Raw genomic sequence first — 24,856 nt, 5'->3', positions numbered from 1 at the left:
ACTTAATTATAGCAAGGCGGCCACGCCGGGCCGGCAGCCGCTGGGCGCGGGGAAAACCTGGCGGAATTGGATCCCTGAGCACACCCCATCTGGCCAAGCAGGGGAGTACTCTAGTGGTGTCCTCAAAAGGATGTCCCCGATTGCCCTATGAGCTGGAGGAAGGGGCTGATCAGGTCGATTTGATAATGGGAAGAGGGAGCGCCTCAGCATGACAACCAAGACGGTGTTGGTCATTGACGATAGCATCATGATTCGCAAGATGGTGGCCAGCATCTTGGCCGATCAGTTCCAAGTGGTGGAGGCCAAAGACGGGTTGACAGGGCTGGAAGCGGCCAAAAAACATCACCCCGACCTGATCCTGCTGGATTTTGTCATGCCCAAGATGGATGGCTACGACACCCTGCAAGCCCTGCGTCGGGAAGGTGACTTGAAAAATACCCCTGTGATCATGATGTCGGGGCTGAAGGAACAGGTGACTGCCCGCATCCCTGAGCCCTTTGTCGATTTTGATTTCATCGAGAAACCGTTTGAGGCAGATGCCCTTTTGGCTCTTATCCAAAAGGTCCTCCAGGTTGCCCCTGCCGCTGCACCGGAGCCGGGATCCGAAACCAACACCCAACTGATTCTGAACCGGCTCACCGCCATCGAGACGCTGCTGATTCAAGGTACGGAAAACTTGATCCAGCGGGAGGTGGTGGCGCGGCTTTCTGGGATCAACCAACGCCTGGCGCGTCAGGAATCCCGCAGCAGCAATCTGGAGGCCCAGATCAGCAAGCTCGCCGGCGAAGTGGAGCGACATGCCCAGGGTTTGGCCTTGATCGTCAAGGAGCTGCGACAGATCCGTAAACTTCTAGGAGGATCCTGATGTCTGAGAGGGTTTTTGAGCGAGCTTATCGACACCTAGATGCGGTGACGGCTCTATTTGTGGCCGTGCTGCTGATTTCCAACATCGCCTCGACCAAGATCGTTCTTCTGGGGCCCTTTACCTTTGACGGGGGCACCATTCTCTTCCCCCTCAGCTATATCTTTGGCGACATCCTCACCGAAGTCTATGGCTATGCCCGCTCGCGACGGGTGATCTGGCTGGGATTTCTCTCGGCGGCCCTCATGTCGGTGACATTCATGATCGTGGGATCCCTGCCGGCCGCCCCCGACTGGCCCTATCAAGAAGCCTACGACCAGATTCTGGGCCTGACGCCCCGCCTTGTGCTGGCCAGCTTAATCGCCTATTGGGGAGGCAGCTTTGCCAACGCCTATGTACTGGCCCGCATGAAGGTGTGGACGCGGGGACGGTGGCTGTGGACACGCACCATCGGCTCTACCCTGGTGGGCCAAGCGGTGGATACGGGTCTGTTTGTCACTTTGGCCTTCTGGGGGGTGTTCCCTGGCCTGGGCAGCTTAATACTCTCCAACTATGTGTTCAAGTGTGCCGTTGAGGCGGCGTTCACGCCCCTGACCTATGCCATTACCGGCTGGCTAAAGCAGCAAGAACAAGAAGACTACTTCGATGTGGCAACCGACTTTAACCCCTTCCGCCTCCAGCCTGTGTCTAGATGAATCCATCAGCCGCCTCAACGGATCTGGCCTTGGGAGGGATCCTATTTTGGTATAGTCAGAGCGTCATCCTATTTATCCTGCTGCCATCCGGTGTTACCGGGAGCTTTTATCCAAGACAAGACTTTTGTGAGGGATCCGAAAGATGATGCTCGTTTTCCAAATTGCTTTGTTGGTGTTGGTGCTTTACAGCTTGCTCTTGGTGGTGGCGGTGCCAGTGCTCTACAGCTCAGCCAGCGACTGGAGCCGGGCCAAGAATGTGATTTTGGTGGGATCCCTGCTCTGGGTGCTGATGGTGATTGGGGTGGGGGTGCTGAGTTTCCTCAAGTGAAGAAGCAGTAGAAGGGCAGGGGCATCTTGCCGTTACAATCGGCGCTGTGGGGGGCTGCACTGTGGGTATGGTGGCCCAAAGTTCTTGTTGAGATCTCTGCCAGAACTGCGTACTTGCGCACCCCGGTGAGCCCTAGGCTCTCTCGGTAGAGAGGATCCCATCCTCTACAATGGACGGCGAGGCGTCGGCCTTGCTTGCCATCGGTCAGGCTGTCTACAGGCCGCGCTAGTGAGCTTTGAAGGTGCTGAGGTGTTTCAACCAGCGGAGGTTTGGGTGTTGAGAGCAGTGATGAGAGCAGGGAAATGTTCGCAGGAACTTGGCCTTGCTCGGCGAGGAATGAGGCTGGCCTTGGCGGGCCTGTTGATGGGGAGCCTGGGATCCCTGGTGATGCCCCATTCTGCAGAGGCGCAGTCGGGTTTGGTGATCACCGGCAGTGAAGGGGTACCTGTCCTCAGCTATCGGCTCGATTTTGGCGGGGTTCGCAGTCGTTTGGATCGCTATCGCCTGACCATTCCCCCCCAGAATGTGGCGGTGGCAGAAGTGCAGATCAACGGGGACAGGAATTTCGATGGCCGCATCGATCCGGAAAGTGTCCGCCTGGAGGTAGAAGGCCGGCCTGTAGAGCTGGATCAAGTGTACTGGAACGAGGAGTTTCGCTCTCTAGAGGTGGTGGCCCGTCAACCCATTGCTGCCGGTCAGGAGATCCGTCTGGTGCTCTCCAACGTGCGCAACCCTTCATCTGCCGGCATCTATCGGGTGGAGGCGCGGGTACGGGGGACGGAGCCTAACCCGCTCTTCCGCAATGTGGGCAACTGGCTGATTACCATTGAAGACCCAGAGCGGATTGGCTTCTGACTATTGACCCGATGATCTGACCTACTGTTGATCTTTGCGGCGATCCTATAGGCACAGCCCTTTTGCGGGTCTGGGACAGCGACACCCAAGTTCCCGGCCAGTTGGGGTGGGATCCCTCTGCAAGTGTTTGTTCGCCGTGGTATGGGCTGCTGGAAAAAGCCGGAGTTCTGAGTTTTTCTAAGAATGGGGATTGTGCAAATCCGGCAAGTTTGGGTGGGGGAGTGTTTACCTTGTTGCTTGCTGACACTTGGTATCCCGATTGGTGGCAGGCTCTAATTTTGGGCATGGTGCAAGGGATCACCGAATTTCTGCCCATTAGCAGCACGGCCCATCTGCGGGTGTTTCCGGCTTTGGTGGGGTGGCCGGATGCGGGAGCTTCGTTTACGGCGGTGATCCAGTTGGGCAGTTTGGGGGCGGTGCTGATCTACTTTGCCTCTGACCTGCGCCAGTTGCTCTTGGGCTCCTGGAAAGCCTGGCGAGAACGAGATTTCCAGCAGGAGCCTTGGCGGCTGCTGGTAGGGATCCTGGTGGGAACAGTGCCAATTGTGGTTGCCGGCTGGGCCATCAAGGCCATTTGGGGATCCCCGCCCCGCCAGTTGTGGGTGATCGCCGTCGCAGCCATTGGCTTGGCTGTGTTGTTGGGCTGGGCAGAGCAAACGGGCAAACGCCAGCGAGACCTTCACAGCTTAGGCATTTGGGATGGGATCTGGGTAGGGCTGGCCCAAGCTTTGTCCCTGATCCCTGGGGTGTCGCGCTCCGGCTCGACGCTGACGGCAGGGCTGTTTCTCCATTTGCAACGCCCGGCTGCCGCCCGTTACTCCTTCTTGCTGGGGATCCCGGCGCTCTTTTTGGCGGGGGTAGAAGAGTTTATCTCCGAGTTCGAGGCAGAGGCCCTGCTGCCGCAGGGGTTGGGGACGCTTTCGGCCTTCGTCTTTTCCTACTTGTCTATCGATTGGCTAATTCAGTTTTTGCAGCGCAGCAGCACCTGGCTGTTCATTGTTTATCGGATTGGCTTTGGCTTGTTTATTATCTTGGGTTTAGCGCTGGGGTTCCTAAGACCCTAATCAAGCTCAGTCAACTACAATCCACGGGGATCCCTGAGGTGGTCACTCCTTTCTGGCTGCTTTTCCCACTGAGAAGATTGGCAAAATGGGATCCCTGCCTGAGGAGGTGGAGGCTCAGATTCGGTCTTTATCGGTGGAGCGCTTGGAAGAGCTGGGTCTAGCCTTGCTGGAGTTCCAGTCGTTGATTGACCTCACCACCTGGCTTGATGGATTCAGCCATTAAAGGTTCTCCCCTTCAAAAAAGGGCTCCGTATCATACGCTGACGAATCTAAAGATTGAGCCCGTGTGTTGCAGCGCACTTGCACTTTGTTGAAGCAGATGTTAGTTTCTGCTTGAGCATCAGGCTGCAAATCCAGTCTTGCTCTTGTCGGGTGATGAACGGTAGATCCTCCTGAGAGAGTTCCTTCTAGGGATCCCTGCCCTAATTTTGTGTTGCTTGTAGCTCCAATAGAAGGATTGCCGGATCCCTGTGGGGGTCACTTGTGCCACTTGAACTGCTAGAACCAAGGCGATTATGAACGGCCTCAGGATACTGCTTATGTTGATGCTCTCTTCTGTGTTGGTGTTGCTGTGTGGGTGCAGTGGCGGGGGAGGTTCTGCCCCCAGTGCAGAAGAAGAGCCCAATCCTGATCCCACTACTGGATTTGTGCCAGAAAATCCGGGTGAGGATCCCTCTCCAGATATGATCCCGGTCGATGAACTGGATAGATTGTTTCCGAATTTGCCACCGGATCCAGGGGAGGCGGGCAAGCAAACTTTGGAGGGGATTGATGCCGATGGAGATGGCGTGCGTGATGATGTGCAGCGCTGGATTTACCGCCGGTATCCCAATGATGAGCTGAAGCGGAAGGCCATGCTGCGATACGCCAAAGCTTTACAGGCAAACATCGTGAATGTAAATAGAGATAGTCGCGACCAAGTGCGTGCAAGAGTGCTTGATCGTTTCCGAGCAATTCGATGTGCAAGATTGGCATTCGGCGGAGTTGATCAATTTGATCTCATTGATGAGGTTGCTGAGGCAGTAAGGGAAGTGCAATTTCAAATGCTTAACACTCAAGAAAGAGTCATTGCAGATTTAACAGTTGATGCCAAGTTCTCTGGACAAGTCGTTGGCGCAGAAGAATGGACATGTACTGACCCAATTCGCTAGATTAGTGAGGATAAATGGATGTTCGGTCGAAATACTGTTCGTCTTGTTGTTTTATTGTGCTGTTGCCTGTCTGTACTGATTCTCAAGTCTTGCTCATTACCGAACAAATCAACTATCTACTCAGTCGTTTCTCCCAACCTAGGTTTCAATACTACTGAATCTATTCTTAAGTCTAGTCTTAAGTCTAGAATCTATTATATTAACGGGTTAGCAACTGCAATAGATGACGCAGAAAAAAATCTTGATACGATCATTGCTGCCATTGGAGGAAATGAAGAGAATGTATTGATCCGACTCAAAGACAACATTGGGTTCGAGCAAGACATCGCAAACTATCGGCTTGCTTACAACATGGCTTTGGGAGGAATAACTGCGTCTGGAAATGTAACTCAAGCAGCAGACAACCCAACCTTTCAAATCGTTGCATCCATTGCACTCAAGATTCGGGAAGCACTGCCAGAACTGTCAGACCCTCAAGCGTGGCAATATGCTCGTGTTCTTCTAAAAGCCCCAAATGCAAATGATATTCTAAGGCCACTATTGCAAAGGTTTAATGTCCAAGAAACTCTAATTAATCTTCTTGGTCAAACAATGCAGAAAAAAATGAATGGCCAGGCTATTCAGAGTGGTTCCGCAGAATCGGTGCATTTGAAGATGGGGTGATGCTGCTGAAAGGCACTCGGAGCTTTGATGCAGGGGTTGGAACCCGGAATGTGGAGGTTTTGAACAAAGTGAATGCCCAGGGCCAAGTCTCGACGTTTGTGGATGATCTCCCATTTGGGGCCTTCGGAAGAGGAACTGCAGAATACCTATCCAACCTCGTTCAGGTGGGCAATAGCGTCGTTTTCACCCGGTATAGCTTCCCGGTGATTATGGCTCGGCAAAGTCGGGATTGGCTGCGTTCCTGTTGTGGTCAGGAGTTGCTGCAGGTGGATGCCACAGGGCAAACCACTCAGGTGATGGATTTGAGTGCTTTTTTCCCGCCTGGGTTTTCGCTTATCTCGGATAACTCCGCAACCAAGCTCGTCGGGCAGGAGTATTATTTTCTGGCCAATAACCAAGGGAATCCGAGTATTCTCAAGGCCAATCCCAGTCAGGGGCTAGCGGTAGTGGTGGATGGGCGGGTGATACGAGAACAAAATGGTGGAGATTCTGTACCCATCCGGGATATTGACCTACAAGGAGCCAACTTAGTGGCTTTGTTGGGGCAGAGTCGTCTTTTGGAAAATGCAGAAGGGTCTTGGCGCAGTGGGTTGGCACGGGTGTCCCCTCAGGGATCCCTGAGTCCGATTTTCCGGATCCCGCAGGATTTTAGCTTGCAGCCGGAGAAGATAGTGGTGGAGGATGCGGGCTTTGGTTTGGTGGCCTGTCCAAGGCTTTCGAGTAACCAGCCAGAATTCTATTCCTGTGCCCTTTACCGGGTGACCCCTAGTGGAGGGTAGGAGCAAGCAGGAAGGCTTGGGCTATGACTTAGAGTGGGCTATGACTTAGAGTATTTATTCACCCGCCTGCGACACGGTATGAACAACTTCCTCCTGTTGAAGAGCTTGCAGCGCCTGGGGCAAATGCTCCGCCAGCCGTGCCGGATCCACTCCCGTTAGGCCGCGTTCTTGCGCCAGATGGACAGCCGCCTGAGCATGCCACCACACCCCCGCACAGGCGCAACTGAGCAGGGCGGGAGCGTCCAAAGGTTGACCGGCTTGAGCTCTTCTTCGCGCCACTAGGCCCCCGATCAAACCGGTCAAGACATCGCCGCTGCCACCGCGGGCCAAAGCCGGTGTGCTTTCCGGGTTCACCCAGCATTCCCCAGTGGGAGAGGCGATCACCGTCCGCGCCCCTTTCAAAACCACCACTGCTCCACTCTGGGCTGCCGCCCTTTGGGCTGCCTCGATGCGATCCCCAAGCGGGATCCCCGGAAAAAGCCGCCGAAATTCCCCCAGGTGGGGGGTGAGGATGGCCTGGATCCCGTTTTCTGGCAGGCGCTCTACCCCCATCTCCGCCAGAGCATTGAGGCCATCGGCATCGATAACCCAGGGGATCCCGGCCCAATCCCGCAGCAGGATCTCCAGCAGGGGCAAACGGGTTTCTCCCAAGCCCGGCCCCACGGCCACCGCCTGAAAGGGTTTCTCGGCAACCGGCGGCAGAGAAGGGATCCCTTCCCAGGCATGAACCAAAACCTCTGGCAAGGCGCTGTGGATCAGTCCTTTCAACTCCGCCGGCGCCGCCATCGTCACCATGCCCACCCCGCTGGCGCGGGATCCCAGCCCCGCCAACACCGCTGCTCCAGCATAGGCTGCCGAGCCTGCCACCAACAACAGGGATCCCTGGCGGTATTTGTGGGTATCCAAAGGGGGATCCGCGGGAAAGTGCTGCCAAGGCCGCAGCAACAACCGGGGAACCTCCACCTCTGGGTAGGCCCAAGGGGGGATCCCAAAATCAACGCGACGTAACCGTCCTACCCAAGGCAGAGCTGCTTCCTGCCACAGCCCCCGTTTCCAAAGGCCAAGGGTATAGGTATGGCTGGCGCGAATGCAGCAGCCCCAGACTTCCCCGGTTTGGTCGTTGAGGCCAGACGGCAAATCCAGGCTAAGGATGGGGATCCCACTGCCATTGGCCCACCCCACCGCCCCCGCCCAAGGCTCCCCCAAAGGCCGGTTCAGACCGATCCCAAACAGGGCATCAATTAACAAATCGCAATCGGCCAGCTCTTCAAGACTCTCCACAAACTCTGCCCCCAGCGCCTTGAGATAGCGGGCGTGGTCTGCCGTCAGGGGTTTGAGATCCGGCTTGCCCAGCCACACCTTCACCGACTTTTGGGCCAGCCATAGCTCCCGCCCAACCACCAACCCATCGCCACCGTTGTGCCCTGTCCCACAGAGGATCCCAATGCGATGGGCTTGCGGAAAATCCTTCTGCAACTGAGCAACAACGGCCAGCCCCACCTTCTCCATCAGAGCGGCAACGGGCATGCCGGCAGAGAAGATCTGCCCCTCAAGGCGCTGCATCTGCGCGGAACTAACCAAGCTGATGGCCGGATCGAACTGGCAACGAGAACCCATATCGCTACGCAACGCTGTTGCAACCGGCGGCATTGCTGAGGGGAGATGGCTCATGGCTAAGTTGCGCTAATCGAGCTTAGCTCTATCACATTCCCGTCGGGATCCCGGACAAACACAGCCGCCCGCCCGGAAGCGCTGGGCTGCACCTCGTAGCCTGCCTGCAAGAGGCGGGCCTTCACCGCTTCCAAGTCATCCACCCCCAGCGCCACATGGGGGTTGCGCCCCCACTTCCAGGATCCTCCGGCCCGCCAAGGCAAGTGGTGCCCTTGATCCATCGGCTCCTCAGCCACGATGAGATGAATTTGGGAGGAACCTACTTGATACCAAGCGCCGGGAAAGTTAAACGCAAAGCGTTCCGCCTTGGGGAGCCCGAGCACTGTCCCGTAAAAATGTTCGGCTCTGGCCAGATCGCTTACCCAAAGGGCGGTGTGCAGGTGCTGGTAGGTTGGCTTTCGTGGAGTAGTCATCGTCTTGGCGGCGGATCTTGACCCGAGGGCTTTGCAGGATCTGGTGCAAACAGGTTTATTTTCTCGCAACAGCCAGCCAAACCTGTGAGCTAAGGTGGAGCTAACGCACCGGCGACGACCCTACTCTTGTTCTCGCACAGGGGTTGACCTATGGGATCCCGCACCAAGTTTTTTGGCACGGTCTTGGCCATGTTGGCCGTGAACAGCATCTACATGCAGTTGCAGCAGCTTTCCCTGAGGCTGGAGGAAAGGGATCCCGCCCCCTCTGAGCAGTCTTCTCCAGAGCCTCAAAGCAGCCAGGACTCCGTCCTGCTTCCGCGAGCGGAACGGCTGGATCCCTGGCACCGTGTTGCCCAAGTCCTGCAGGGTCTGTGGCCCGGCGATGCGAGCTTGAAAGGACTCCGTTCCGCCAACGCGAACGGGATCCTGTCGCGAGAGTCCACGTCCCCCCTGGAGCCTTGAGTGCCAAGCTGAGAGGGGATATGACGCTTTGCAAAGGGGATCAAACCCCGTACCATAGAGGAGCAGCTTTCTTTGACATTCCTGATACCCACCATGGTGCAGCCGTCAGCGACCTCTGGGCAAAAGCCGATTGTGATCGCCCCTTCCATCCTTTCAGCCGATTTCAGCCGCTTGGGGGAGGAAGTACGGGCAGTGGATGAGGCGGGGGCCGACTGGATCCATGTGGATGTGATGGATGGCCGCTTTGTGCCCAACATCACCATCGGCCCGTTGGTGGTGGAAGCCCTGCGCCCGGTGACGGCCAAGCCCCTGGACGTCCACCTGATGATTGTAGAGCCGGAGAACTATGTGGCGGATTTTGCCAAGGCAGGGGCCGACATTATTTCCGTGCACGCAGAGTCCAGCTCCACCATTCACCTGCACCGCACCCTCAGCCAAATCAAGGATCTGGGCAAGCAAGCGGGCGTGGTGCTCAATCCGGCCAGCCCTTTGGAGCTGATCCAATACGTGCTGGATCTGGTGGATCTGGTGTTGATCATGAGTGTCAACCCCGGATTTGGCGGGCAAAGCTTCATTCCGGCAGTGGTGCCCAAAATTCGCCAGTTGCGGGCCATGTGCGATGAGCGGGGCCTGGATCCCTGGATCGAGGTGGATGGTGGCTTGAAGGGAAGCAACGCTTGGCAGGTGATCGAGGCAGGAGCCAATGCCATTGTGGCCGGTTCGGCAGTGTTCAAGGCCAAAGACTATGCAGAAGCCATTCGCAGCATTCGCAACAGCCGCCGTCCCGAGCTGGTGACAGTTTAAGGTGACAGTTCATTTTGAAGGAAACTGCTCCCTTACTGAAATCCGGCTTGACCCCAGCGCTGCGCTGAGCCAACTCCTCACGTGCCTTTAGCGCATAGCCGCAGTCTCTTTCTGGGCAGCGTGAGGCCCCGTCCCGCTGTTGGCAGCAGTCGTGCCCAAGCAATGGGGAGGCACATCGACGGAGGGGGGGATGATCGGCTGCGGCGAAGTGGGGCTGAAAAAAGTCTGACAAAAAGGCACGCGGTTGCGCCGAATATCGGCAAGGTAGGGGGGAGGAATGGTGCCCAGATAGGCGCCCAGCACCTGCTGCTCGGGATCCTCTGGCAACACTTGGTAATACAACATCAGGCGATTATCGGGAAACCAGGCGCGGATCACCCTTTGCAGGGCTGTCAAGTTGAAGCCCGGCTCTTCGGGGTTGCGAATCAGGTGCATCCCCGCCAGGCGCCCGCCGACAAAATAGGCTTGCACATAAAACCCACGGGCATAGATGGGGGGCTCCAAGGAGTTCTGAGATGAAGGGGAATCGGGCAGGTAAAGGGCTTCACCCCCAGGACGCAGTTGCCAGCGGCTCCAGCGGGGATCCTCCCGGTCGCTGGAAATGGTCTCCCAATTGTTGGCGCGGGCGTAGCTCAAGAAGCGCTCCTCGACCATGCCCAGATAGAGCATTTCCATTTGCAAGGGCAGCCGAGCCCGGGTTTGCAGCAGGGGCAGAGTGCGCACTTCTCCCTGCTTGAGCACCAAGGTCTCCCCCCGCGCCGAGCAAGGGACACCTATGAGCATAGCCATCAGCAACCCTGTTCCAATTGCCCGTCCAATCTGGCTGAGGCCGCGCCTTGCGAACAGCTCTAGCCGGAGAGGTAAAAACTGCGCCACTGGCTGCGGCTGTGGCCCATTGCCCCTCAAAACCGTCGAAGCAGGAATGTAGGATGAGATCAGCACAGCAAAAAAGCAGGGTAGTAAGTAACCGATCCTAACCCAAAGAGACAAGGTTCTTCGAGAATCTTAATCTGGTCTCTGAGGAAAGTTGCTTGCCAGTCTGCCCTGCCGATGGTTTGGGTAGCGAATGCGCATTACCCTCGAGAATGGCATTCCCGCTGCAGCAGCTTCTGACCGGACAGAATGGCCGGGATTGATCGTCATTGCCGGCCCCACGGCCACCGGGAAATCTCGACAGGCGCTGCTTTTGGCCCAACGGCTGGGATCCCCGTTGTTGAATGCGGACTCTCGCCAGGTCTACCGCGAGTTCGACATCGGCACAGCCAAGCCTACCCCCGCCGAGCAGGCCCTTTGGCCCCACGAGTTGATCGACATTGTTGATCCCTGCCACACCTACACGGTGGCCGAGTTCCAACAGGCGGCCCAAGCCCGCATCGCCGAGGCCCATCGGCAGGGACAGACTCCCATCTTGGTGGGGGGCACCGGTCTCTACATCCAATCGGTGACTGCTGGCCTAGGGATCCCTGCGGTACCCCCGCAGCCCCAACTGAGAAGACAACTGGAAACTTGGCCCCCTGAGATCCGCTACGCCTGGCTGCAGCAGTTGGATCCCGTTGCCGCCCAGCACATTCATCCCCATGACGCAGTGCGCACGCTGCGTGCTTTGGAGATCGTTTACGCCACTGGGAAGCCGGCTTCCAGCCTAAGGCGGGCTCATCCCCCCCATTACCCCATCTTGATCCTGGGGCTGCGCTGCCCAATGCCCCGTTTGGAACAACGCATTGCCCGGCGCACGGCGGAGATGATGGAGCGGGGGTGGATCGAGGAGGTGAAAACCCTGCGGGAGCGCTATGGGCCCCACCTGCCCCTTTTGAATACTTTGGGCTACGCGGAAATCGGCGCTTATCTGGAGGGGCGGATCCCGGAAGCCGAACTGCAACCCCTGATTGTGCGGCGCACCCGCCAATTTGCCAAACGGCAGATGACTTGGTTTCGAGCCATGCTGGGGATCCAAAAGGGCCATGCCTACGGCACCCTGTCGGGAAGGGGTCGATGCGTGGCCCTGTGGCTGGACTGCGAAGCTGAGGATTTGCCGGAGCAGATCTGGAAGCAGGTCAAGGCTTGGATGGCAGCTCCGACCACTGTTGAAACCAGTCCCGCCGCCGCTGAGCATCGGCTTTTCGATCCGTAAGGATCTCCAACACCCGCACCCCTTGGGCAGGTAAGGGATCCAGAGCTTCGGCCAGCTCCTGCCAGCTTTCCACTCGGCGATGGGGAATGTGGTGGGCCTGACAGAGCAGGGCAAAATCCACCGCCTGGGGCGTGGCGAAATAGGGCTCGAAGGGTGGGCCCACCTCAGCGATGGGCAGCAGCTCAAAAATCCCACCCCCCTGGTTGTTGATGAGGAGAATGGTCAGGGATCCCTGCAGGTGAGGGCCAAGCCGCAGGCCGCCGCAGTCGTGCAAAAAGGCCAGATCCCCGGTTAGCAACACCGTCGGGCGCTGCCGGTGGGCCACCCCGAAGGCGGTAGAGAGAAGGCCATCGATGCCGTTGGTGCCGCGGTTGAAGTAGGGCCGGATGCGGCGGTCGTTGGGGGGCCAAAACCACTCCACATCCCGCACCGGCGTGCTGTTGGCAATGAATAGCGGCGTCTCTGGCGGCAGGTGGCGGGCCAGCCACCAGGCTATCCTACCCTCAAACCACTCCGGCAGGTCAGCCATAGCCTGGTCTAAGGCGGTCCGGATTTGCGCTTCGGCTGTCAGCCAGCCCTGCAGAAAAGTTGTTCGCTTGGCCGGCGCTTCCGGGATCCCGGAGACCCACTCTTCCACGGCAAAAGGCAAGTGGGTGGTGGGGTTGTGCAGGGGATCCCCATTCTCAGGGCGGGGATCCAACCGCCAAACGCGGGGAGCAACCTTGGCCAGGGTTTGCCGCAGCGCTTTGCTGGTGGGCAGGGATCCCAGTTGGATGACTTGCTCCGGCCAAAGCTGGGGCCGATCCCGCTGCAGGATGAGATCGTAGGTGGTGATGAGATAGGGGTTGAGGGAAGCGTAGTTGCGCAGGGGAGAGAGCCCCTCGGCCAGAACCGGCCACCCCAAAGCCGTCGCCAAACGGGCCACTGCCTCCACATAACGCTGGGGATCCGCCGGTTGAGCCGGCCCCGCCAAGATCACCCCCCGCTCACAGCTGCGCCACTCCTGCCAAAAAGAAGCTGTCTCCGTCTGAAAAGGGCTCCGCACCGCCTGCAAGGAAGAGCCGGTGCATGGCGGAACAACTCCACGAAAAAAGGTCTTCTCGAACTCCGGATCTTCCTGTAGATGGAGCAGCGGCGCAGTGCTGCCATCGGCAATGGGAGCCAAGGGATCCCGGAAAGGCACATTTAAATGCACCGGGCCGGGAAAAGGGTAAAGGGTGCGCTCCCAGGCGTGAACCAGGGTCTGGCGCAAGTAGGCCAGGGCTTCTGGATCCGCGCTGGGCAGGGCCAACTCCGCCTGCCAGTTGGGGTAATGGCCGTAGAGCTTCACCTGGTCAATCGCTTGGCCGGCGCGGCAGTGGCGCAGCTCCGGGGGCCGATCCGCCGTCAAAACCAAAAGCGGCCAGCCACTTTCTGCCGCCTCGATGAGAGCTGGGAAAAAGTGAGCGCCAGCGCTGCCGGAAGTACACACCAGGGGGATGGGCTGCCGGGTTTGCTGGGCCAACCCCAGAGCAAAAAAGGCTGCCGACCGCTCATCCAGCACGGGAATTGCCTCGATGTCGGGGTGCTGGGCCAGGGCGTAGGTCAGGGGGGCTGAGCGGGATCCCGGAGACACCACCGCTAAACGGCAACCCAGCCGACTCAAGGTTTCGGCCAATAGGGATCCCCAGAGGGTGTTGAGGTTGCGCCAGTCCAGCCGCCTCGGCAGGACAAAGTTTTCACCGGTCACAGCGGAGACAAGGTGTTGAGATCGAATCGGGATCCCGGCGGCAAAAAGTGAATGCGGGCATTGTGCAGCCGAAAATACTCATCCGCCGCCGCCTCCTGAACGGTCGAGTACAGTTGCGTCCCGTCCACAATCGTCACCGTCCCCAAGCCGATCACCTCCATCACATCGTCGGCCTGGATCACCACCGCCGTATTCTCGTCAATGCCGATACCCAGACATTGGGGATAGTGGGCCACCGCCGTGACCAGCCGCACCAGGCGATTGCGCTGATGGAAATGTTGATCGATGATGACGCGAGGCAAAAGGCCCAAGCCCGTCTTCACCGTTACAATTGCCGGCGTGGGCGGTTCTCCGCTGTAGCCGCGGGAGATCATCTGCTGCCCCAACGCAGAAGCTCCGGCGCTGGTTCCGGCAATTACCGTCTGCCCCCGCTGCCACTGCTGTCGAATGGCCTCCATCAGCTCGCTGTGGGCCAGCACCTCTGCCAGCCGCTCCTGATCCCCACCCGTAAAGTAGATGCCGGTGGAGAAGCGGATTTTCTCGACGTTATCGGGATCCCTCGCCTCCATCGGGCTGCGGATATCTAGAACTTGGAGGCTGGCCGCCCCCATCTGCTGAAAAATGTTGGCGTAGATCTCCCCCAGCACCGCCGGGATCCCAGAAGCCGCGGGCACGATGGTGATGTGGGCAGACTTTCCCCCCGCTCGGCGGAAGAACTCCCAAAGGATGTGGCGCTCATTTTCCTTATCCTCTGCTCCCCCGACGGCGATGATGTCGGAACGGGCGGTGATGGGATCCTTCACAGTAGGGCGGCTTAGGGGTTGGGCGTCGTTTGTCGGCGTGGAAGGAACTCCGTTCCACTCCAGCTCACGGTGGGCGGCAGAAACATCAGGCAAATGGGGCATGGAGCGCGAGGAAGATTAAAATGGGCACATTTCACTTTCACTATGCTACGGCTTGGAATTCGGTTTGGCGCAGCTCAATTCCAGATTTCACGGAAGAGTCAGGGGTTGGTTAGGGGTCTCGAAAGGGGGAATAATGTTCGTAGGAATACCCTTCGGTTCACCCAGCAGGAGCATCCATGGCCAGAAAACCTGACGGATATCTTGTCCACATCATGCTTGAAGGTGGACAAACCATGCAGGTACGGGTCAAAGAAGCCAGAGAATACACGGAATTGATCAACAACCTCATGGTGGGCGGCGAAGAGTTCATCACCTTGCCCAAGCAAATGGACAATGAGTACATGATCGTGCGTCCTCAACGGGTGTCCGCTGTATCGGTGGAGGCAATCTACGCTTCCAGCGTTGGCATCGACCTATAGAGCCTATAGAGCAGACTAAGGTCAGGGATCCCTTGAGTATCGCCGGGCTGACAACGCAAAGCCCCCACCACTAGGGGCAGGGGCTGCCAGAGGACTAGACCCCGCAGGATTTAGAACCTCAGTACCGACAGGTTAGCTTTGCGGGGGCAGGATCACCTTGTCGATGACGTGGATCACGCCGTTGGAAGCTTCAATGTCGGCTGTCACACATTAGCATCGTTGACCTTGACACCATCAGCCAAAGAGATCTCCACAGGAGATCCTTCGACCGTAACCACTTCCCCAGCTTCCAAAGAGGTAGAGAGAACTTTGCCGGGCACTGCATGGTAAGTGAGAAATCGAAAAAAGTCCCCGAAAAAGATGTTTCTACTGCCCCAAGATGCTTTCTTACAAAGGCTGCGGGGGTATCTTCCACTAAGGTTAGATTTGCAACAATCATCGCAGGGTGGTGGTGAGCAATCCAAAACAGGCTGAAAAAGGACCCCTTGAGGCTGAGGGATCAGTTACGTTTGTCTGCATCTATAGTCATTCTGATTCAAACTAAAACGCTGCACCCACACCTGAAGCGTTGAATGCGCGGGGCTGGAAGACTTTTCTTGGTAGCTCAGGCGTCTCACTCTAACCTGAAACGACTGTACTGTTTTGTTTGCTCGAGCTGTCTATCCAGCGGCAGCACAAAAAACAACACCCTCACGGTGCCGAGCAAAGGGATAAATGAGTTAACGAGCTCGTAATAATCCTGGCAGTTGTGCTTACTCTTCTTCCGGCTCGAAGTCTTCGTCGTAGTCGTCCCCGATCAAATCGTCGATATCGTCGATGTCTTCTTCCAAAATCATCTCAGGGACCTCAATGGGCTGCTCGATCAACCGGCCCTCTTTGCGCAACCAGTCAAGAATGGAGAGGCTGCTAGGAGAGGGCACCACCGTTGGCGGCTGATCGCGGGGCTCTTCGCGCAGAGAGGGATTGTGGTAGTACATGCCGTACGGAAAAAGGGCAGTTATCGACGAGGAATGAACTCGGCTTGGATTGATCTCCTCTCAACCGAGGGACGCGGGCTTTCCATCGATATATCCCTCAGTTTAGCCTATGCCTGCCACTCCTGCAAAAAGCGGCGCAGCACCCGCTCCAGTTCAACAGCCCGCGCTGCCTTGAACAGCAGCCGATCCCCGGCTTGCACGTGATGGAGCAAGATTTCCAGCAGTTCGGATACCTCCTCGCAGCGTTCTGCCTGGGCTGCCGGTTTTTGGTCGAGCAGCGGTTGCATTTCTCCTTCGGGATCCAAGAGCAAGACCCGATCCAGCCCCAAAGGGGCAGCCGCCCGACCCACCTCCGCATAGAGCTGAGGTGCATGCTCTCCCAATTCCCGCATCGGGCCGAGAATGGCCCAGCGCCGTTTCCCCGGGGTTTGAGCCAATAGGTGTAGAGCCGCAATCATCGCTTCCGGCGAGGCGTTGTAGGTTTCGTCCCAGATTTCCACATCTCCTGCCAGCTTGAGATGGCGGTTGCGCCCCTCCAGAGGGGTAGGCAAAGCAATGGGTTCTCGGAGCCGCTCCCAATCCAGCCCCAAGCTGCACAGAGCAGCCAGCACTCCCATCCAGTTGAGGGCATGGTGTCTTCCCGGCAAGGGCACCGGCAGCGTTAGGCCCTCCACAGTTACCGTTTGGGCTTGGGGATCCCATTCTCCCCGTAAGTCCCCCCGATCCAGACCATAGGTAAGGGTTTGTCCCGACCACAGGCTGGCGGCGGTAGACAACAGCAAGGGATCTTCTCCATTCAGCAGAGCCACCCCCTGCCCTAGCTCCTGCAGCAGCTCGCACTTGGCAGCAGCAATGGCCGCGCGGGATCCCAGTCTGCCGATGTGGGCGGTGCCAATATGGGTGATCAAGGCGTGGGTGGGCTGAGCCATCTGAGCCAGGCGGCGAATTTCTCCGGGGCCTCGCATGGCCATTTCCAGAACCACAAACTGATGCTCCGGTCGCATCTGGAGCAGGGTTTGAGCAACCCCGATGTCGTTGTTGTGGTTGGCCTCACTTTTGAGAACTGTGCCGTAGCGGGATAGGGCAGCCGCCAGCATTTCCTTGGTGGTGGTTTTGCCTGCTGAGCCCGTGATGGCCAGTATGGGGGGGGGAAACTGCTCCCGCCAGCCTCTGGCGATGCGCTGGTAGGCAGCTAGGGTATCTGAGACTTGAAAATGGGGCCCAGCCACCGGACGCTGGCTGATGACGGCAACGGCCCCCCTTGCCAAAGCTTGTGGAATAAAGTTGTGTCCATCAAACCGTTCCCCCCGCAGCGCCACAAAGACTGACCCCGGCTGCAATTGGCGGCTGTCGGTGCAAATGGCTTGGACGGGAAGACCCAACAAATGGGGATCCCCCTGCAGGGGAGTTTGCAGCAGGTCAGCCACAGTTCGTAAGGTCAGCATCGGGCAGAAACTCCAATTCGCCTACAGCCTCTTCGTCTATGGTCATTTCAGACCCGATTGAGACATTTCCCAAGCGCTCCCCCTCACCCCCAGCCCCTCTCCCAGGGGGAGAGGGGAGTTGGGGATAGCTGTACAGCTTTTTTCAGCGTTGTTTACCACAGCCAGTGTCAATCAATCTCTTGCGTGGGAAGGCTCCCGCTTGGCTACGGAACTCCCATGAAGTCGGAAAAAGCTGTAAACCCAGTTCCTGGGCAACGCCAATACACGACTGGGTATAGGAAGTTGTCAGCTGGGTTGCAGCGTTTCGATCCCAGTCGGGAGGGCGATGATTGCCTCTTTGGCCATGCCGATGAACAGGCCATGTTCCACAACCCCCACCGTCCCTTTGAGTTGATCGGCGATCTTGGCAGGATCCGCCATGGGGCCGAATTGGCAGTCGAGGATGTAGTGCTGCTCGTCCGTCAAGTAGGGATCCCCGTTGGCATTCCGCCGTAAGGTGGCTGTGCACCCCAGAGCCTCTACCCGCGCCAAGGTGGTTTTCCAGCCAAAGCGCACCACCTCTACCGGCACCGGGAAGCGAATGCCCAACTGCGGGACTTTTTTAGAGGCATCGGCGATGATGATCAGCTCGGCAGCGCTGGCCTCCACCAATTTTTCCCGCAACAGGGCCCCTCCTGCCCCTTTGATCAGGTTCAGGGATCCCACTTCAATCTCGTCGGCCCCATCGATGGCCAGATCCAGGCGCGGCTGCTCTTCTAGGGTAGCCAGCGGGATCCCCAGGGAGCGGGCCTGTTCAGCCGTGCGCTCGGAGGTGGGCACGCCGATAATCTGGAGACCTTCGGTTTGCATCCGCTCTGCTAGGGCGCTGACGGCAAAGGCGGCTGTGGATCCCGTGCCCAGCCCCACCACCATTCCCGACTGCACCTTTTGAACTGCAGCCCGGGCTGCCGCTTGTTTCAGATCATCTAGAGACTCGGTCCCGCTGCCGCCAAGGGTAGTCATTCCCAGCTCCTCTCCCGTGGATGAAGATCCTACCAAAGTGCTTTGCACCGCTACCGCCCGCTCCAGCTAAAACCCTCCGGCGCTGCCACCACCCGACCGAAGAGATCATAGGGCTCGGCGTGGGTGATCTGCACCGGCACCAGGGATCCCAGAGAGCCCTCCCCACGCACGTACACCACCCCGTCCACTTCGGGGGCAAAGCGAGGGGAGCGGCCAATCCACTCGCCGGTTCTGGGGTTTTCCTGCTCCAAAAGTACAGGTACCACTCGGCCCACCTGCTCGCGGTTGCGGCGGAAGGCAATGCCTTGCTGCAGTTGCATTAGACGGGCGCGGCGCTCTTGTTTGACAGCCTCTGGAACCTGATGGGGGAGGTGGTAGGCAGGGGTGCCCTCTTCGGGAGAAAAGGTAAACACCCCCACATGGTCAAACTGATGGCGCTGGACAAAGTCTAGTAGATGCTGGAAGTGCTCCTCCGTCTCCCCAGGAAAGCCGACGATAAAGCTGGTGCGCAGCACGGCATTGGGCAACGCCTGGCGCAGCCGCTCGATCACCCGGTCGTTGACCTGCCCTTGCCAGGGGCGATTCATGGCCTTGAGGATCTGCGGATGGCTGTGCTGTAGGGGCAAATCCAGGTAAGGCAAGAAATTGGGAGTTTCTTGGATGGCCTCCACCACTGCAGGCGTGATGCCGGTGGGGTAGGCGTAGAGCATGCGGATCCAGGGGATGGGGATCTGGCCCAGGGCGCGAATGAGATCTGCCAGCCGCGGCTCCCCGTAGAGATCGATCCCGTAGTGGGTGGTGATCTGGGAAATTAAAATCAGCTCCTGCACCCCCTCTTCGGCCAGCTGTTCTGCTTCCCGGAGGATGGACTCGATGGAGCGGGAGCGTTGGTTGCCCCGCAAGTGGGGAATGATGCAGAAGGAGCAGCGGTAATCACAGCCCTCGGCTACCCGTAGGTAGGCCACAGGCGCATGGGTGGTGCGATAGCGAGGTACGGTCTCGTCGGCAATGTAATCCAGGCTAGAAGTAACGGCATTGACCCGCTCTCCCCGCTCCACCCGCTCGATGATTTGGACGATCTGGTGATAGTCGCCCGTACCCACGATAGCCACCGCCTCCGGGATCTCCTGCAGCAGCTCCTCCTGGAAGTGCTGCGCCAGGCAGCCGGCAATAACGATTTTCTTGCCCTGTACTGCCAACTCCATCAGGGTACTGACCGACTCCCGTCGCGCTGCCTCGATGAAGCTACAGGTGTTGACAATCACATAGTTAGCGCTCTCTTCGTCCCCATCCACCCGGTAGCCCGCTTGGGCCAGCAGGCCCAGCATGTGCTCGGTGTCCACCCGGTTTTTCTCGCAGCCCAGGTGTAAAACGGCAACCGACGCCTTTGTACGCTGCACCGCTGTTCGCGTAAGCGGGACGGAGTCCTTAACGGATGGGAAACTGGAGACGGTCGCTTCTAACCCATTCATGGACTGAGCATCAAAAAGGGGGCAGCTTGCCAGAGGCTTATCTATTCTAGTTGAGGGCCGCATCAGCGTTGCGGAGCAATAGAGCCGTAGCCACGGCCAACGCGGTGGCCGCCCAGCTGTAGGGATCCCTGCCAGCCGCCGTCGGAAACAGAGGCGCTTGTCCATAGCCCCGCAGGCGCAAAGCCTGATAAACCCTCTGCGAGCGCTCGTAGCTGCGAACCAACAGGGTGCCCACCGAAGCGGCCAGAAAGGGCAGATCTTGTCTTAGAGACGGCCCAGGACGCCACAGGGATCCCCGCGGTCGCCAACCCCTCAGCCGGGCTGCCCGTTGCATCTGCTGCCACTGAGCGGCCACCTCCTGCAAATAGCGCTGGGTGAGCCAGGCCAGTTCCAGCAGGAGGTCTGGGATCCCCAGGGCCCGCAACGCTGCCAACAGTTCCGATGTGGGGGTGGTCTCCAGCAGCAGCATCGTGAGGGCAAATAGGGCCAGCCCTCTCCCCCCAATGCGAAGCGCCATCTGCAGCCCCTCCCAACGCAGAGCCAGGGATCCCCAGCGCCACAGGATGGTTTCCCCCGCCCAGAAGGGTAGGATCCCCATCAACCCTGCCACCAACAGCCCTGGGGCTGCCAGCCGCCTCAGCCCGAGGCTCCAAGGCAATCCCGACAGGCTCCACAGTCCAGCCACCAGCGCCCAGATGAGCGGCAAGAGGGCCAGGCACCTCACCGAGGCGAAAGCCGCCATCAGCGCCATCAGGCCCAGCACCTTGGGCAGAGGTTGCCACCGGTGCAGCCAGGAAAGGGGTTTGGAGGGGTGAGGATGGGATTGTTGACCGCGCCAGCAGCAAGGGATCCCTGAGCCGGCTTCATCTCTTGCCATACTCTCCCAGCAGCGCCGGTTGTACCCGCTGCAAAAACAGCACCACCCAACTGGTGAACAACCCCTCCACCACCATCAGGGGGATGTGGGCCACCACCAAGCTCCCAAGAGCCAGGCGACCGGCTTCTGTGGAGAGGATCCCGCTGCCAGCGTCAACCACAGCAGCCATGACCACCCCGTAAAACAACAGCACTGCTAGACCCACCCCAACCGCTCCCGCCAAGAAGGCAGACACTCCGGCCCCCATCACCCGACGGCCTGCCCGAAAAATCCCACCGGCCAGGAGCGCCGGGATCCCCATAATGGCGGCGTTGATGCCCAATGTGGTCAGGCCCCCATGGCCAAAGGCCACCGCCTGAAAAAACAAGCCCACTACAATCGCCGGATAGGCCAAAGCCCCCAACATCAGACCCATCAACCCGTTCAGCACCAGATGCAGGCTGGCCGGGGGAAAGGGCAGGTGAATCGAAGAGGCCACAAAAAAGACAGCCGTGAGCAAAGCCGCTTTGGGCAACTGGTCGCGACAGCGTTGCGTAGCAATATGGCGGGGATCCCGTTCCCACCAAGGACATTGCTCGGCAACGCCGGCGCGACGGAGAAGCCGCAAGCTGTAGCCGGTGATGAGAGCGGTGATGCCATAACCCCCTAGCCAAAGCGGTGCTGGCAAAATGCCATCGCTAATGTGCATGGCCAGTCCTACTCCAGAGCGGAGGGGCTAACCTGGGATGACCCCGGAGATGCTGAAACCGATGGGCTCTCCACCGCTCCATAAACAGACTGACGCGGCCTGGAGAAGAAGAGAGCTGTGCCCAGACAGCCCCAAATGACACAGGCGGCCATAACCCCCCGCTGCAAAGGCCCAAAGGGTGGGGAAGCGCTGGGGATCCCTTCTGTCTGAGGGAACTCCTCGCCCACCGGCACGTTGACCAACACCCCATGCCCCGCCTGGCGAATCCGCACCTGCCAGAGGCCCGTCAGGTTGGGATCCGGCTGCAGCAGAAATCGTCCCCGCGCATCCGTCTGTCCCTCCTGCCAAGGGGTAGTGGGATCCGTTGGCGCAAACACCGTTACCTGCGCAGAACGCATCGGTTCGCCAGAATCGTAGCGGGCCTGGATCTCAAAAGCGGGAACAGCCCGAAGAGAGGCTTCCACCCCATGGGCCCAAGCGGGAGCAGGCTCAAGCAAGCCAAGAAGCAGTAGCAAGCAAGAACGAGAAAGGATCCAGGGTCTTGGTCTGTCCATGGGCGGCGAAGATGGGGTCAGCAACTGCTTGATCTCCAAGAGATCAGAGGCAAGAACTCTGCCCTCCTAGCACTGAAAGCAGATCCCCCGACGCACTTCACCATTGCTCCGCGCTGCCAGCACGGTCGCGTAAACAAGCTGCAGCCCCAGCATAGCTTGGCATCGGTACTGTTCTACCGAAACACAGCCTTCCCGGTCGTCACAATCCCCCACCAGGGCATCTGTAGGGCTATGCCTATGGCAAGGGCTACTCCTGCGCCAGATTCCCCGCCCGCACCCAACCTTCCTGCCCATTCTGACGGCGGATGCGCTGCCAACGACCATCTTCGCTGAGGCCCAGCACCGTCACCACCTCGTTCATGGGCACACCGCCAATGTAGGTTCCCTCCCGCTCTGGAGTGGCCCGCAGCGCCAGGCCAATGGGCTCGATCACCCGTCCCCGCTCACCTGGGGAAACCACTGCTGCCGTGGGGGGTCGAGTCGGCAAAGGAGTTGATTCAGGGTTGGGTTCAACCGTGGGAGCTGGAGAAGTTGAAGCTGAAGCACCATCCACAGGGCCCAAATTGCCGGCGCGCACCCAGCCCTCTTGTCCGTTCAACTCCCGCCGCACCCGTTGCCAACGACCATCGGCGCTGTACTCCAACACCGTCACCGTTTCCCCCACCACAATTCCCCCTTGGTAGGCTCCATCGGCAGAAGGTTGGCTGCGGATGGCCAGGCCAATGGGCTCGATCACCCGCCCACGGCTGCCGGGGGGAAATCCCTCAGGGTCAACAGTGCCTGCAGCAGGGCCAGAGGGGGGAGAGGGAAAACTGGCTGGGCGGGGCAAGGGATCCAAGCGCACCGCCTGCGGAAATTGAGGCGGGGCAGGGGGGGCCAACATGGGGGCGACGAGCTGCCACAACTGCCAAGCCAAGGCGGCCAGAGCCCCAACCGAGACACTCACCACCACCAAGGTGCCCAAGGGAAAACCGCCAGAAGCAGGAGAAGAACGGCCTCGCATCGGGTAGTTAGCCATCCGAAATACCTTCCCGCAATGCTGCAGGCAAGAATCCGCAGAGAAGATGGGATCCCCGTCAAAACCGGGGATTTACGAAAGCCAGAGCACGACTGCTGCGCAACGCTGACGTGATTGCATCCCAATGTATCGTGTTCCGCAGCGCTCTTGCTAGGCCTGTGCAGAGGAATCGCAACGCTGACGGGGCGACGCGACCCCAGAGGGCAAGGGCGTCGGAGATTAGCTTCTACTTATTGGTGTTGGTGAACTTATTCTGCCAGTCGGTCGTCAAAATCTCTCGGCCAAATACCCATCCTGCCAGAAGGAGGGGCAATGCCAAGCCCAGAAAGCCAAAAAGACTGACCACCTGAGCCACTTGCCGCTGGGCTTGTTTTCTCCTGGGATCCGGGATGTTGTTGGCAGCCAGCACCACTTTAGAACAAAAAGCCACCACCACCGCCCCCACCGGCCCCAAAACCAAAGAGGGCCACAGCCAAGCCGCCACTTGCGAGAATGCGTAGGCTCCGGTGAATGGGATAATCACGAAACAAGCCAGCTCCAGGATCCCCCACGTGAAGAGGGCCAACCAGACATCTTTGCGGAAGACTTCATCGGGATTGGTGTACATAAGCCTCCGGGATAAACTGCCACCTGCCACACTAAAGCGAGACTTTGAGACAGGAACAGCAGCGTCACAGCTTCCAGATTAACTCCAGGTGCTAAGGATCTTGCTTGACGGATCCTCCTTACGCTACTTTTCCCCTTGGGCAATTCAGTTAAGATAATGCCCAAGATTCTTGGATAAGCCTCCGTTAATTTGGAGAGAAGGGCAGCCTTGACAAGGATGAACTCCCCCTGTGACCCCATACGTAAAGACTTGAAATAAGATTTAAGTGTTCAATCACTCATGAATTGCCTGCGCCTGTGGCCCTTTCCAGCCGAGGTTGGGGTCAAGCTTGCCCTGTTGAGAGGGCTCTTTATTCACCCGCGAGCCGAGGGCCCATCGCCTCTGCACGATTGTTGCCCATGAGCTGCCGAAGGGATCCCCGCACCCCAACGCCCTGCAACCTTGTCTCCTGCTGACTTCGAGAGTGCCAAGCTGCCATGTCACGCATCCTCATCATCGATGATGATCCCAGCATTTGTGCTCTACTGCAGCGGTACTTGCAGCGGCAGGGGTATTCGGTTGAGGTGGCGATGACGGGGGCCGAGGGCTTACAGCAGTTGCGCGCTTTTCAGCCGGCCTTGGTAATTTTGGATCTGAACTTGCCGGATGTGAGCGGCTACGATCTCTGCCAGCAAATGCAAAAAGAGACCGGCGTGTACGTGTTGATGTTGACCAGCCGCGTCAGCCCTGCTGATAAGTTGCACGGATTCCAGTTGGGGGCAGATGACTACCTGACCAAGCCCTTCAGCCTGCCGGAGTTACAGGCGCGAGTGCAAGCCATTCTGCGGCGGCAACGCATGAAGACCGAAGTTGCCAGCGCACCGGTCTTGACCTTTGCCTCTTTGGTAATCGACCCGGAAACCCGAGCAGTCATCCGCGAGCAGCGCCTGATCAACTTAACAGCACTGGAGTTCGATTTGCTCTATGCTATGGCTCGACATCCGGGGCGGGTTTGGCGACGGGCTGAGCTGATTCAAGAGGTGTGGGATTTTAACCACGAGGGAGATGAACGGGTGGTCGATGTCCACATCGGCCAAATTCGCAAGAAACTAGAGACTGATACCAGCCAACCGGAGTTGATCCGCACCGTGCGTGGAGTTGGCTACAAGTTTGAGCCCCCCGCTCCGAAGGAGGGATGGGGAGAGGAAAAACCTTAACCCCCAAATAACTCTGATACATTTACGCTGAACACTGCTGAACATCACTGTTCAACTATGCAGCGATAGCATTCTGTTTGTTTCCAAAC

28 protein-coding genes and 1 pseudogene are annotated in these 24,856 nt (G+C 58.5%); 14 read left to right on the top strand and 15 right to left on the bottom strand.

Annotation, left to right across the window (positions count from 1 at the left end; translation table 11 throughout):
- Positions 1–208 precede the first annotated feature (208 nt).
- The 9 genes from NW834_RS03690 (at position 209) to NW834_RS03650 (ending at position 6,397) form a co-directional block, all read left to right on the top strand.
- Positions 209–865: a response regulator gene (locus NW834_RS03690; RefSeq protein WP_414418668.1), complete on the top strand. Its 657-nt coding sequence runs from the start codon at positions 209–211 to the stop codon at positions 863–865.
- Positions 865–1,557, top strand: a complete 693-nt coding sequence (locus NW834_RS03685) for a queuosine precursor transporter (RefSeq protein WP_414329328.1) — start codon at positions 865–867, stop codon at positions 1,555–1,557. The genes NW834_RS03690 and NW834_RS03685 overlap by 1 nt, the downstream gene beginning before the upstream one ends.
- Before the next feature lie 142 nt (positions 1,558–1,699).
- The gene (gene psbZ / locus NW834_RS03680) at positions 1,700–1,885 is read left to right on the top strand and encodes a photosystem II reaction center protein PsbZ (protein ID WP_011433643.1); all 186 of its coding nucleotides are present in this window, start codon (positions 1,700–1,702) and stop codon (positions 1,883–1,885) included.
- A gap of 336 nt (positions 1,886–2,221) precedes the next feature.
- A complete protein-coding gene (locus tag NW834_RS03675; protein WP_414374581.1) occupies positions 2,222–2,740 on the top strand; it encodes a DUF2808 domain-containing protein in 519 nt (172 codons plus the stop codon).
- Positions 2,741–2,970: 230 nt separating this feature from the next.
- A complete protein-coding gene (locus NW834_RS03670) occupies positions 2,971–3,804 on the top strand; it encodes an undecaprenyl-diphosphate phosphatase (protein WP_414418669.1) in 834 nt (277 codons plus the stop codon).
- An 85-nt stretch (positions 3,805–3,889) separates the two neighbouring features.
- Positions 3,890–4,027, top strand: a complete 138-nt coding sequence (locus tag NW834_RS03665; RefSeq protein ID WP_414374584.1) for a DUF4351 domain-containing protein — start codon at positions 3,890–3,892, stop codon at positions 4,025–4,027.
- 316 nt (positions 4,028–4,343) lie between these two features.
- Positions 4,344–4,955, top strand: coding sequence for a hypothetical protein (locus NW834_RS03660; protein ID WP_414418670.1), 612 nt, complete (start codon positions 4,344–4,346; stop codon positions 4,953–4,955).
- Between the two features lie 18 nt (positions 4,956–4,973).
- On the top strand, positions 4,974–5,618 hold the full coding sequence (locus tag NW834_RS03655) for a hypothetical protein (protein ID WP_414418093.1): 645 nt from the start codon (positions 4,974–4,976) through the stop codon (positions 5,616–5,618).
- 59 nt (positions 5,619–5,677) lie between these two features.
- Positions 5,678–6,397 carry a hypothetical protein gene (locus NW834_RS03650; RefSeq protein ID WP_414426215.1) on the top strand — a complete coding sequence of 240 codons (720 nt, stop codon included), beginning with the start codon at positions 5,678–5,680 and terminating at the stop codon, positions 6,395–6,397.
- A 54-nt stretch (positions 6,398–6,451) separates the two neighbouring features.
- On the opposite strand, the gene NW834_RS03645 is transcribed toward NW834_RS03650, so the two are convergent.
- On the bottom strand, positions 6,452–8,014 hold the full coding sequence (locus NW834_RS03645; RefSeq protein ID WP_414426216.1) for an NAD(P)H-hydrate dehydratase: 1,563 nt from the start codon (positions 8,012–8,014) through the stop codon (positions 6,452–6,454).
- 56 nt (positions 8,015–8,070) lie between these two features.
- A complete protein-coding gene (locus tag NW834_RS03640) occupies positions 8,071–8,481 on the bottom strand; it encodes a VOC family protein (protein ID WP_414418673.1) in 411 nt (136 codons plus the stop codon).
- A 150-nt stretch (positions 8,482–8,631) separates the two neighbouring features.
- Here NW834_RS03640 and NW834_RS03635 point away from each other — a divergent pair, with 150 nt between their 5' ends.
- Positions 8,632–8,943 (top strand): hypothetical protein, encoded by a 312-nt coding sequence (locus NW834_RS03635; protein ID WP_414349799.1) that lies wholly within the window; start codon positions 8,632–8,634, stop codon positions 8,941–8,943.
- A gap of 93 nt (positions 8,944–9,036) precedes the next feature.
- The gene (gene rpe / locus NW834_RS03630; RefSeq protein ID WP_414408814.1) at positions 9,037–9,747 is read left to right on the top strand and encodes a ribulose-phosphate 3-epimerase; all 711 of its coding nucleotides are present in this window, start codon (positions 9,037–9,039) and stop codon (positions 9,745–9,747) included.
- 87 nt (positions 9,748–9,834) lie between these two features.
- On the opposite strand, the gene NW834_RS03625 is transcribed toward rpe, so the two are convergent.
- Positions 9,835–10,536, bottom strand: a complete 702-nt coding sequence (locus NW834_RS03625; RefSeq protein ID WP_414418674.1) for a hypothetical protein — start codon at positions 10,534–10,536, stop codon at positions 9,835–9,837.
- Positions 10,537–10,813: 277 nt separating this feature from the next.
- Here NW834_RS03625 and miaA point away from each other — a divergent pair, with 277 nt between their 5' ends.
- Positions 10,814–11,878: a tRNA (adenosine(37)-N6)-dimethylallyltransferase MiaA gene (gene miaA / locus NW834_RS03620; RefSeq protein ID WP_414418675.1), complete on the top strand. Its 1,065-nt coding sequence runs from the start codon at positions 10,814–10,816 to the stop codon at positions 11,876–11,878.
- Here the strand turns inward: miaA and menD are convergent.
- Both menD and NW834_RS03610 read right to left on the bottom strand, forming a co-directional pair.
- Positions 11,802–13,607 carry a 2-succinyl-5-enolpyruvyl-6-hydroxy-3-cyclohexene-1-carboxylic-acid synthase gene (menD, locus tag NW834_RS03615; RefSeq protein WP_414418676.1) on the bottom strand — a complete coding sequence of 602 codons (1,806 nt, stop codon included), beginning with the start codon at positions 13,605–13,607 and terminating at the stop codon, positions 11,802–11,804. The genes miaA and menD overlap by 77 nt on opposite strands.
- The gene (locus NW834_RS03610) at positions 13,604–14,512 is read right to left on the bottom strand and encodes a cyanophycinase (protein WP_414342426.1); all 909 of its coding nucleotides are present in this window, start codon (positions 14,510–14,512) and stop codon (positions 13,604–13,606) included. Before NW834_RS03610 ends, menD begins: the two co-directional genes overlap by 4 nt.
- 176 nt (positions 14,513–14,688) lie before the next feature.
- Between NW834_RS03610 and NW834_RS03605 the strand changes: the two genes are divergently transcribed.
- Positions 14,689–14,931 (top strand): hypothetical protein, encoded by a 243-nt coding sequence (locus NW834_RS03605; protein ID WP_414357385.1) that lies wholly within the window; start codon positions 14,689–14,691, stop codon positions 14,929–14,931.
- A 132-nt stretch (positions 14,932–15,063) separates the two neighbouring features.
- Here the strand turns inward: NW834_RS03605 and NW834_RS03600 are convergent.
- The 10 genes and pseudogenes from NW834_RS03600 to NW834_RS03555 form a co-directional block, all read right to left on the bottom strand.
- Positions 15,064–15,395, bottom strand: a pseudogene (locus NW834_RS03600) (fasciclin domain-containing protein).
- Positions 15,396–15,683: 288 nt separating this feature from the next.
- Positions 15,684–15,908: a DUF3134 family protein gene (locus NW834_RS03595; RefSeq protein ID WP_011433626.1), complete on the bottom strand. Its 225-nt coding sequence runs from the start codon at positions 15,906–15,908 to the stop codon at positions 15,684–15,686.
- A 107-nt stretch (positions 15,909–16,015) separates the two neighbouring features.
- Positions 16,016–17,353, bottom strand: coding sequence for a UDP-N-acetylmuramoyl-tripeptide--D-alanyl-D-alanine ligase (locus NW834_RS03590; protein ID WP_414418677.1), 1,338 nt, complete (start codon positions 17,351–17,353; stop codon positions 16,016–16,018).
- A 285-nt stretch (positions 17,354–17,638) separates the two neighbouring features.
- Positions 17,639–18,355: a ribose 5-phosphate isomerase A gene (gene rpiA / locus NW834_RS03585; protein WP_414418678.1), complete on the bottom strand. Its 717-nt coding sequence runs from the start codon at positions 18,353–18,355 to the stop codon at positions 17,639–17,641.
- A gap of 50 nt (positions 18,356–18,405) precedes the next feature.
- On the bottom strand, positions 18,406–19,827 hold the full coding sequence (gene rimO, locus NW834_RS03580; protein WP_414418679.1) for a 30S ribosomal protein S12 methylthiotransferase RimO: 1,422 nt from the start codon (positions 19,825–19,827) through the stop codon (positions 18,406–18,408).
- 46 nt (positions 19,828–19,873) lie between these two features.
- Positions 19,874–20,704: a cobalt ECF transporter T component CbiQ gene (gene cbiQ, locus NW834_RS03575; protein WP_414330633.1), complete on the bottom strand. Its 831-nt coding sequence runs from the start codon at positions 20,702–20,704 to the stop codon at positions 19,874–19,876.
- Positions 20,691–21,392, bottom strand: coding sequence for a cobalt transporter CbiM (gene cbiM, locus NW834_RS03570; RefSeq protein ID WP_414418680.1), 702 nt, complete (start codon positions 21,390–21,392; stop codon positions 20,691–20,693). Before cbiM ends, cbiQ begins: the two co-directional genes overlap by 14 nt.
- 8 nt (positions 21,393–21,400) lie before the next feature.
- Positions 21,401–21,889: a hypothetical protein gene (locus tag NW834_RS03565; RefSeq protein ID WP_414426214.1), complete on the bottom strand. Its 489-nt coding sequence runs from the start codon at positions 21,887–21,889 to the stop codon at positions 21,401–21,403.
- Positions 21,890–22,193: 304 nt separating this feature from the next.
- A complete protein-coding gene (locus NW834_RS03560) occupies positions 22,194–22,964 on the bottom strand; it encodes an SH3 domain-containing protein (protein ID WP_414357377.1) in 771 nt (256 codons plus the stop codon).
- Positions 22,965–23,190: 226 nt separating this feature from the next.
- Positions 23,191–23,571, bottom strand: coding sequence for a hypothetical protein (locus NW834_RS03555; protein ID WP_011433618.1), 381 nt, complete (start codon positions 23,569–23,571; stop codon positions 23,191–23,193).
- 476 nt (positions 23,572–24,047) lie between these two features.
- Here NW834_RS03555 and NW834_RS03550 point away from each other — a divergent pair, with 476 nt between their 5' ends.
- The gene (locus tag NW834_RS03550; protein ID WP_011433617.1) at positions 24,048–24,767 is read left to right on the top strand and encodes a response regulator transcription factor; all 720 of its coding nucleotides are present in this window, start codon (positions 24,048–24,050) and stop codon (positions 24,765–24,767) included.
- Positions 24,768–24,856 lie beyond the last annotated feature (89 nt).

Source organism: Synechococcus sp. R60.1, assembly GCF_047461835.1.
GTDB lineage: Bacteria > Cyanobacteriota > Cyanobacteriia > Thermostichales > Thermostichaceae > Thermostichus.
The sequence above is the reverse complement of the archived record's forward strand: the minus strand, read 5'-3'. Positions and strand labels throughout refer to the sequence as shown.

Excerpts from the sequence above, each read along its gene's own strand:
- NW834_RS03690 (WP_414418668.1), top strand. The coding sequence starts at position 209 with ATGACAACCAAGACGGTGTTGGTCATTGACGATAGCATCATGATTCGC.
- NW834_RS03685 (WP_414329328.1), top strand. The coding sequence starts at position 865 with ATGTCTGAGAGGGTTTTTGAGCGAGCTTATCGACACCTAGATGCGGTG.
- psbZ (WP_011433643.1), top strand. The coding sequence starts at position 1,700 with ATGATGCTCGTTTTCCAAATTGCTTTGTTGGTGTTGGTGCTTTACAGC.
- NW834_RS03675 (WP_414374581.1), top strand. The coding sequence starts at position 2,222 with ATGAGGCTGGCCTTGGCGGGCCTGTTGATGGGGAGCCTGGGATCCCTG.
- NW834_RS03665 (WP_414374584.1), top strand. The coding sequence starts at position 3,890 with ATGGGATCCCTGCCTGAGGAGGTGGAGGCTCAGATTCGGTCTTTATCG.
- NW834_RS03660 (WP_414418670.1), top strand. The coding sequence starts at position 4,344 with ATGTTGATGCTCTCTTCTGTGTTGGTGTTGCTGTGTGGGTGCAGTGGC.
- NW834_RS03655 (WP_414418093.1), top strand. The coding sequence starts at position 4,974 with ATGTTCGGTCGAAATACTGTTCGTCTTGTTGTTTTATTGTGCTGTTGC.
- NW834_RS03645 (WP_414426216.1), bottom strand. The coding sequence starts at position 8,014 with ATGGGTTCTCGTTGCCAGTTCGATCCGGCCATCAGCTTGGTTAGTTCC.
- NW834_RS03640 (WP_414418673.1), bottom strand. The coding sequence starts at position 8,481 with ATGACTACTCCACGAAAGCCAACCTACCAGCACCTGCACACCGCCCTT.
- NW834_RS03635 (WP_414349799.1), top strand. The coding sequence starts at position 8,632 with ATGGGATCCCGCACCAAGTTTTTTGGCACGGTCTTGGCCATGTTGGCC.
- rpe (WP_414408814.1), top strand. The coding sequence starts at position 9,037 with ATGGTGCAGCCGTCAGCGACCTCTGGGCAAAAGCCGATTGTGATCGCC.
- NW834_RS03625 (WP_414418674.1), bottom strand. The coding sequence starts at position 10,536 with ATGGCTATGCTCATAGGTGTCCCTTGCTCGGCGCGGGGGGAGACCTTG.
- miaA (WP_414418675.1), top strand. The coding sequence starts at position 10,814 with ATGCGCATTACCCTCGAGAATGGCATTCCCGCTGCAGCAGCTTCTGAC.
- NW834_RS03610 (WP_414342426.1), bottom strand. The coding sequence starts at position 14,512 with ATGCCCCATTTGCCTGATGTTTCTGCCGCCCACCGTGAGCTGGAGTGG.
- NW834_RS03605 (WP_414357385.1), top strand. The coding sequence starts at position 14,689 with ATGGCCAGAAAACCTGACGGATATCTTGTCCACATCATGCTTGAAGGT.
- NW834_RS03595 (WP_011433626.1), bottom strand. The coding sequence starts at position 15,908 with ATGTACTACCACAATCCCTCTCTGCGCGAAGAGCCCCGCGATCAGCCG.
- NW834_RS03590 (WP_414418677.1), bottom strand. The coding sequence starts at position 17,353 with ATGCTGACCTTACGAACTGTGGCTGACCTGCTGCAAACTCCCCTGCAG.
- rpiA (WP_414418678.1), bottom strand. The coding sequence starts at position 18,355 with ATGACTACCCTTGGCGGCAGCGGGACCGAGTCTCTAGATGATCTGAAA.
- rimO (WP_414418679.1), bottom strand. The coding sequence starts at position 19,827 with ATGAATGGGTTAGAAGCGACCGTCTCCAGTTTCCCATCCGTTAAGGAC.
- cbiQ (WP_414330633.1), bottom strand. The coding sequence starts at position 20,704 with ATGGCAAGAGATGAAGCCGGCTCAGGGATCCCTTGCTGCTGGCGCGGT.
- cbiM (WP_414418680.1), bottom strand. The coding sequence starts at position 21,392 with ATGCACATTAGCGATGGCATTTTGCCAGCACCGCTTTGGCTAGGGGGT.
- NW834_RS03560 (WP_414357377.1), bottom strand. The coding sequence starts at position 22,964 with ATGGCTAACTACCCGATGCGAGGCCGTTCTTCTCCTGCTTCTGGCGGT.
- NW834_RS03555 (WP_011433618.1), bottom strand. The coding sequence starts at position 23,571 with ATGTACACCAATCCCGATGAAGTCTTCCGCAAAGATGTCTGGTTGGCC.
- NW834_RS03550 (WP_011433617.1), top strand. The coding sequence starts at position 24,048 with ATGTCACGCATCCTCATCATCGATGATGATCCCAGCATTTGTGCTCTA.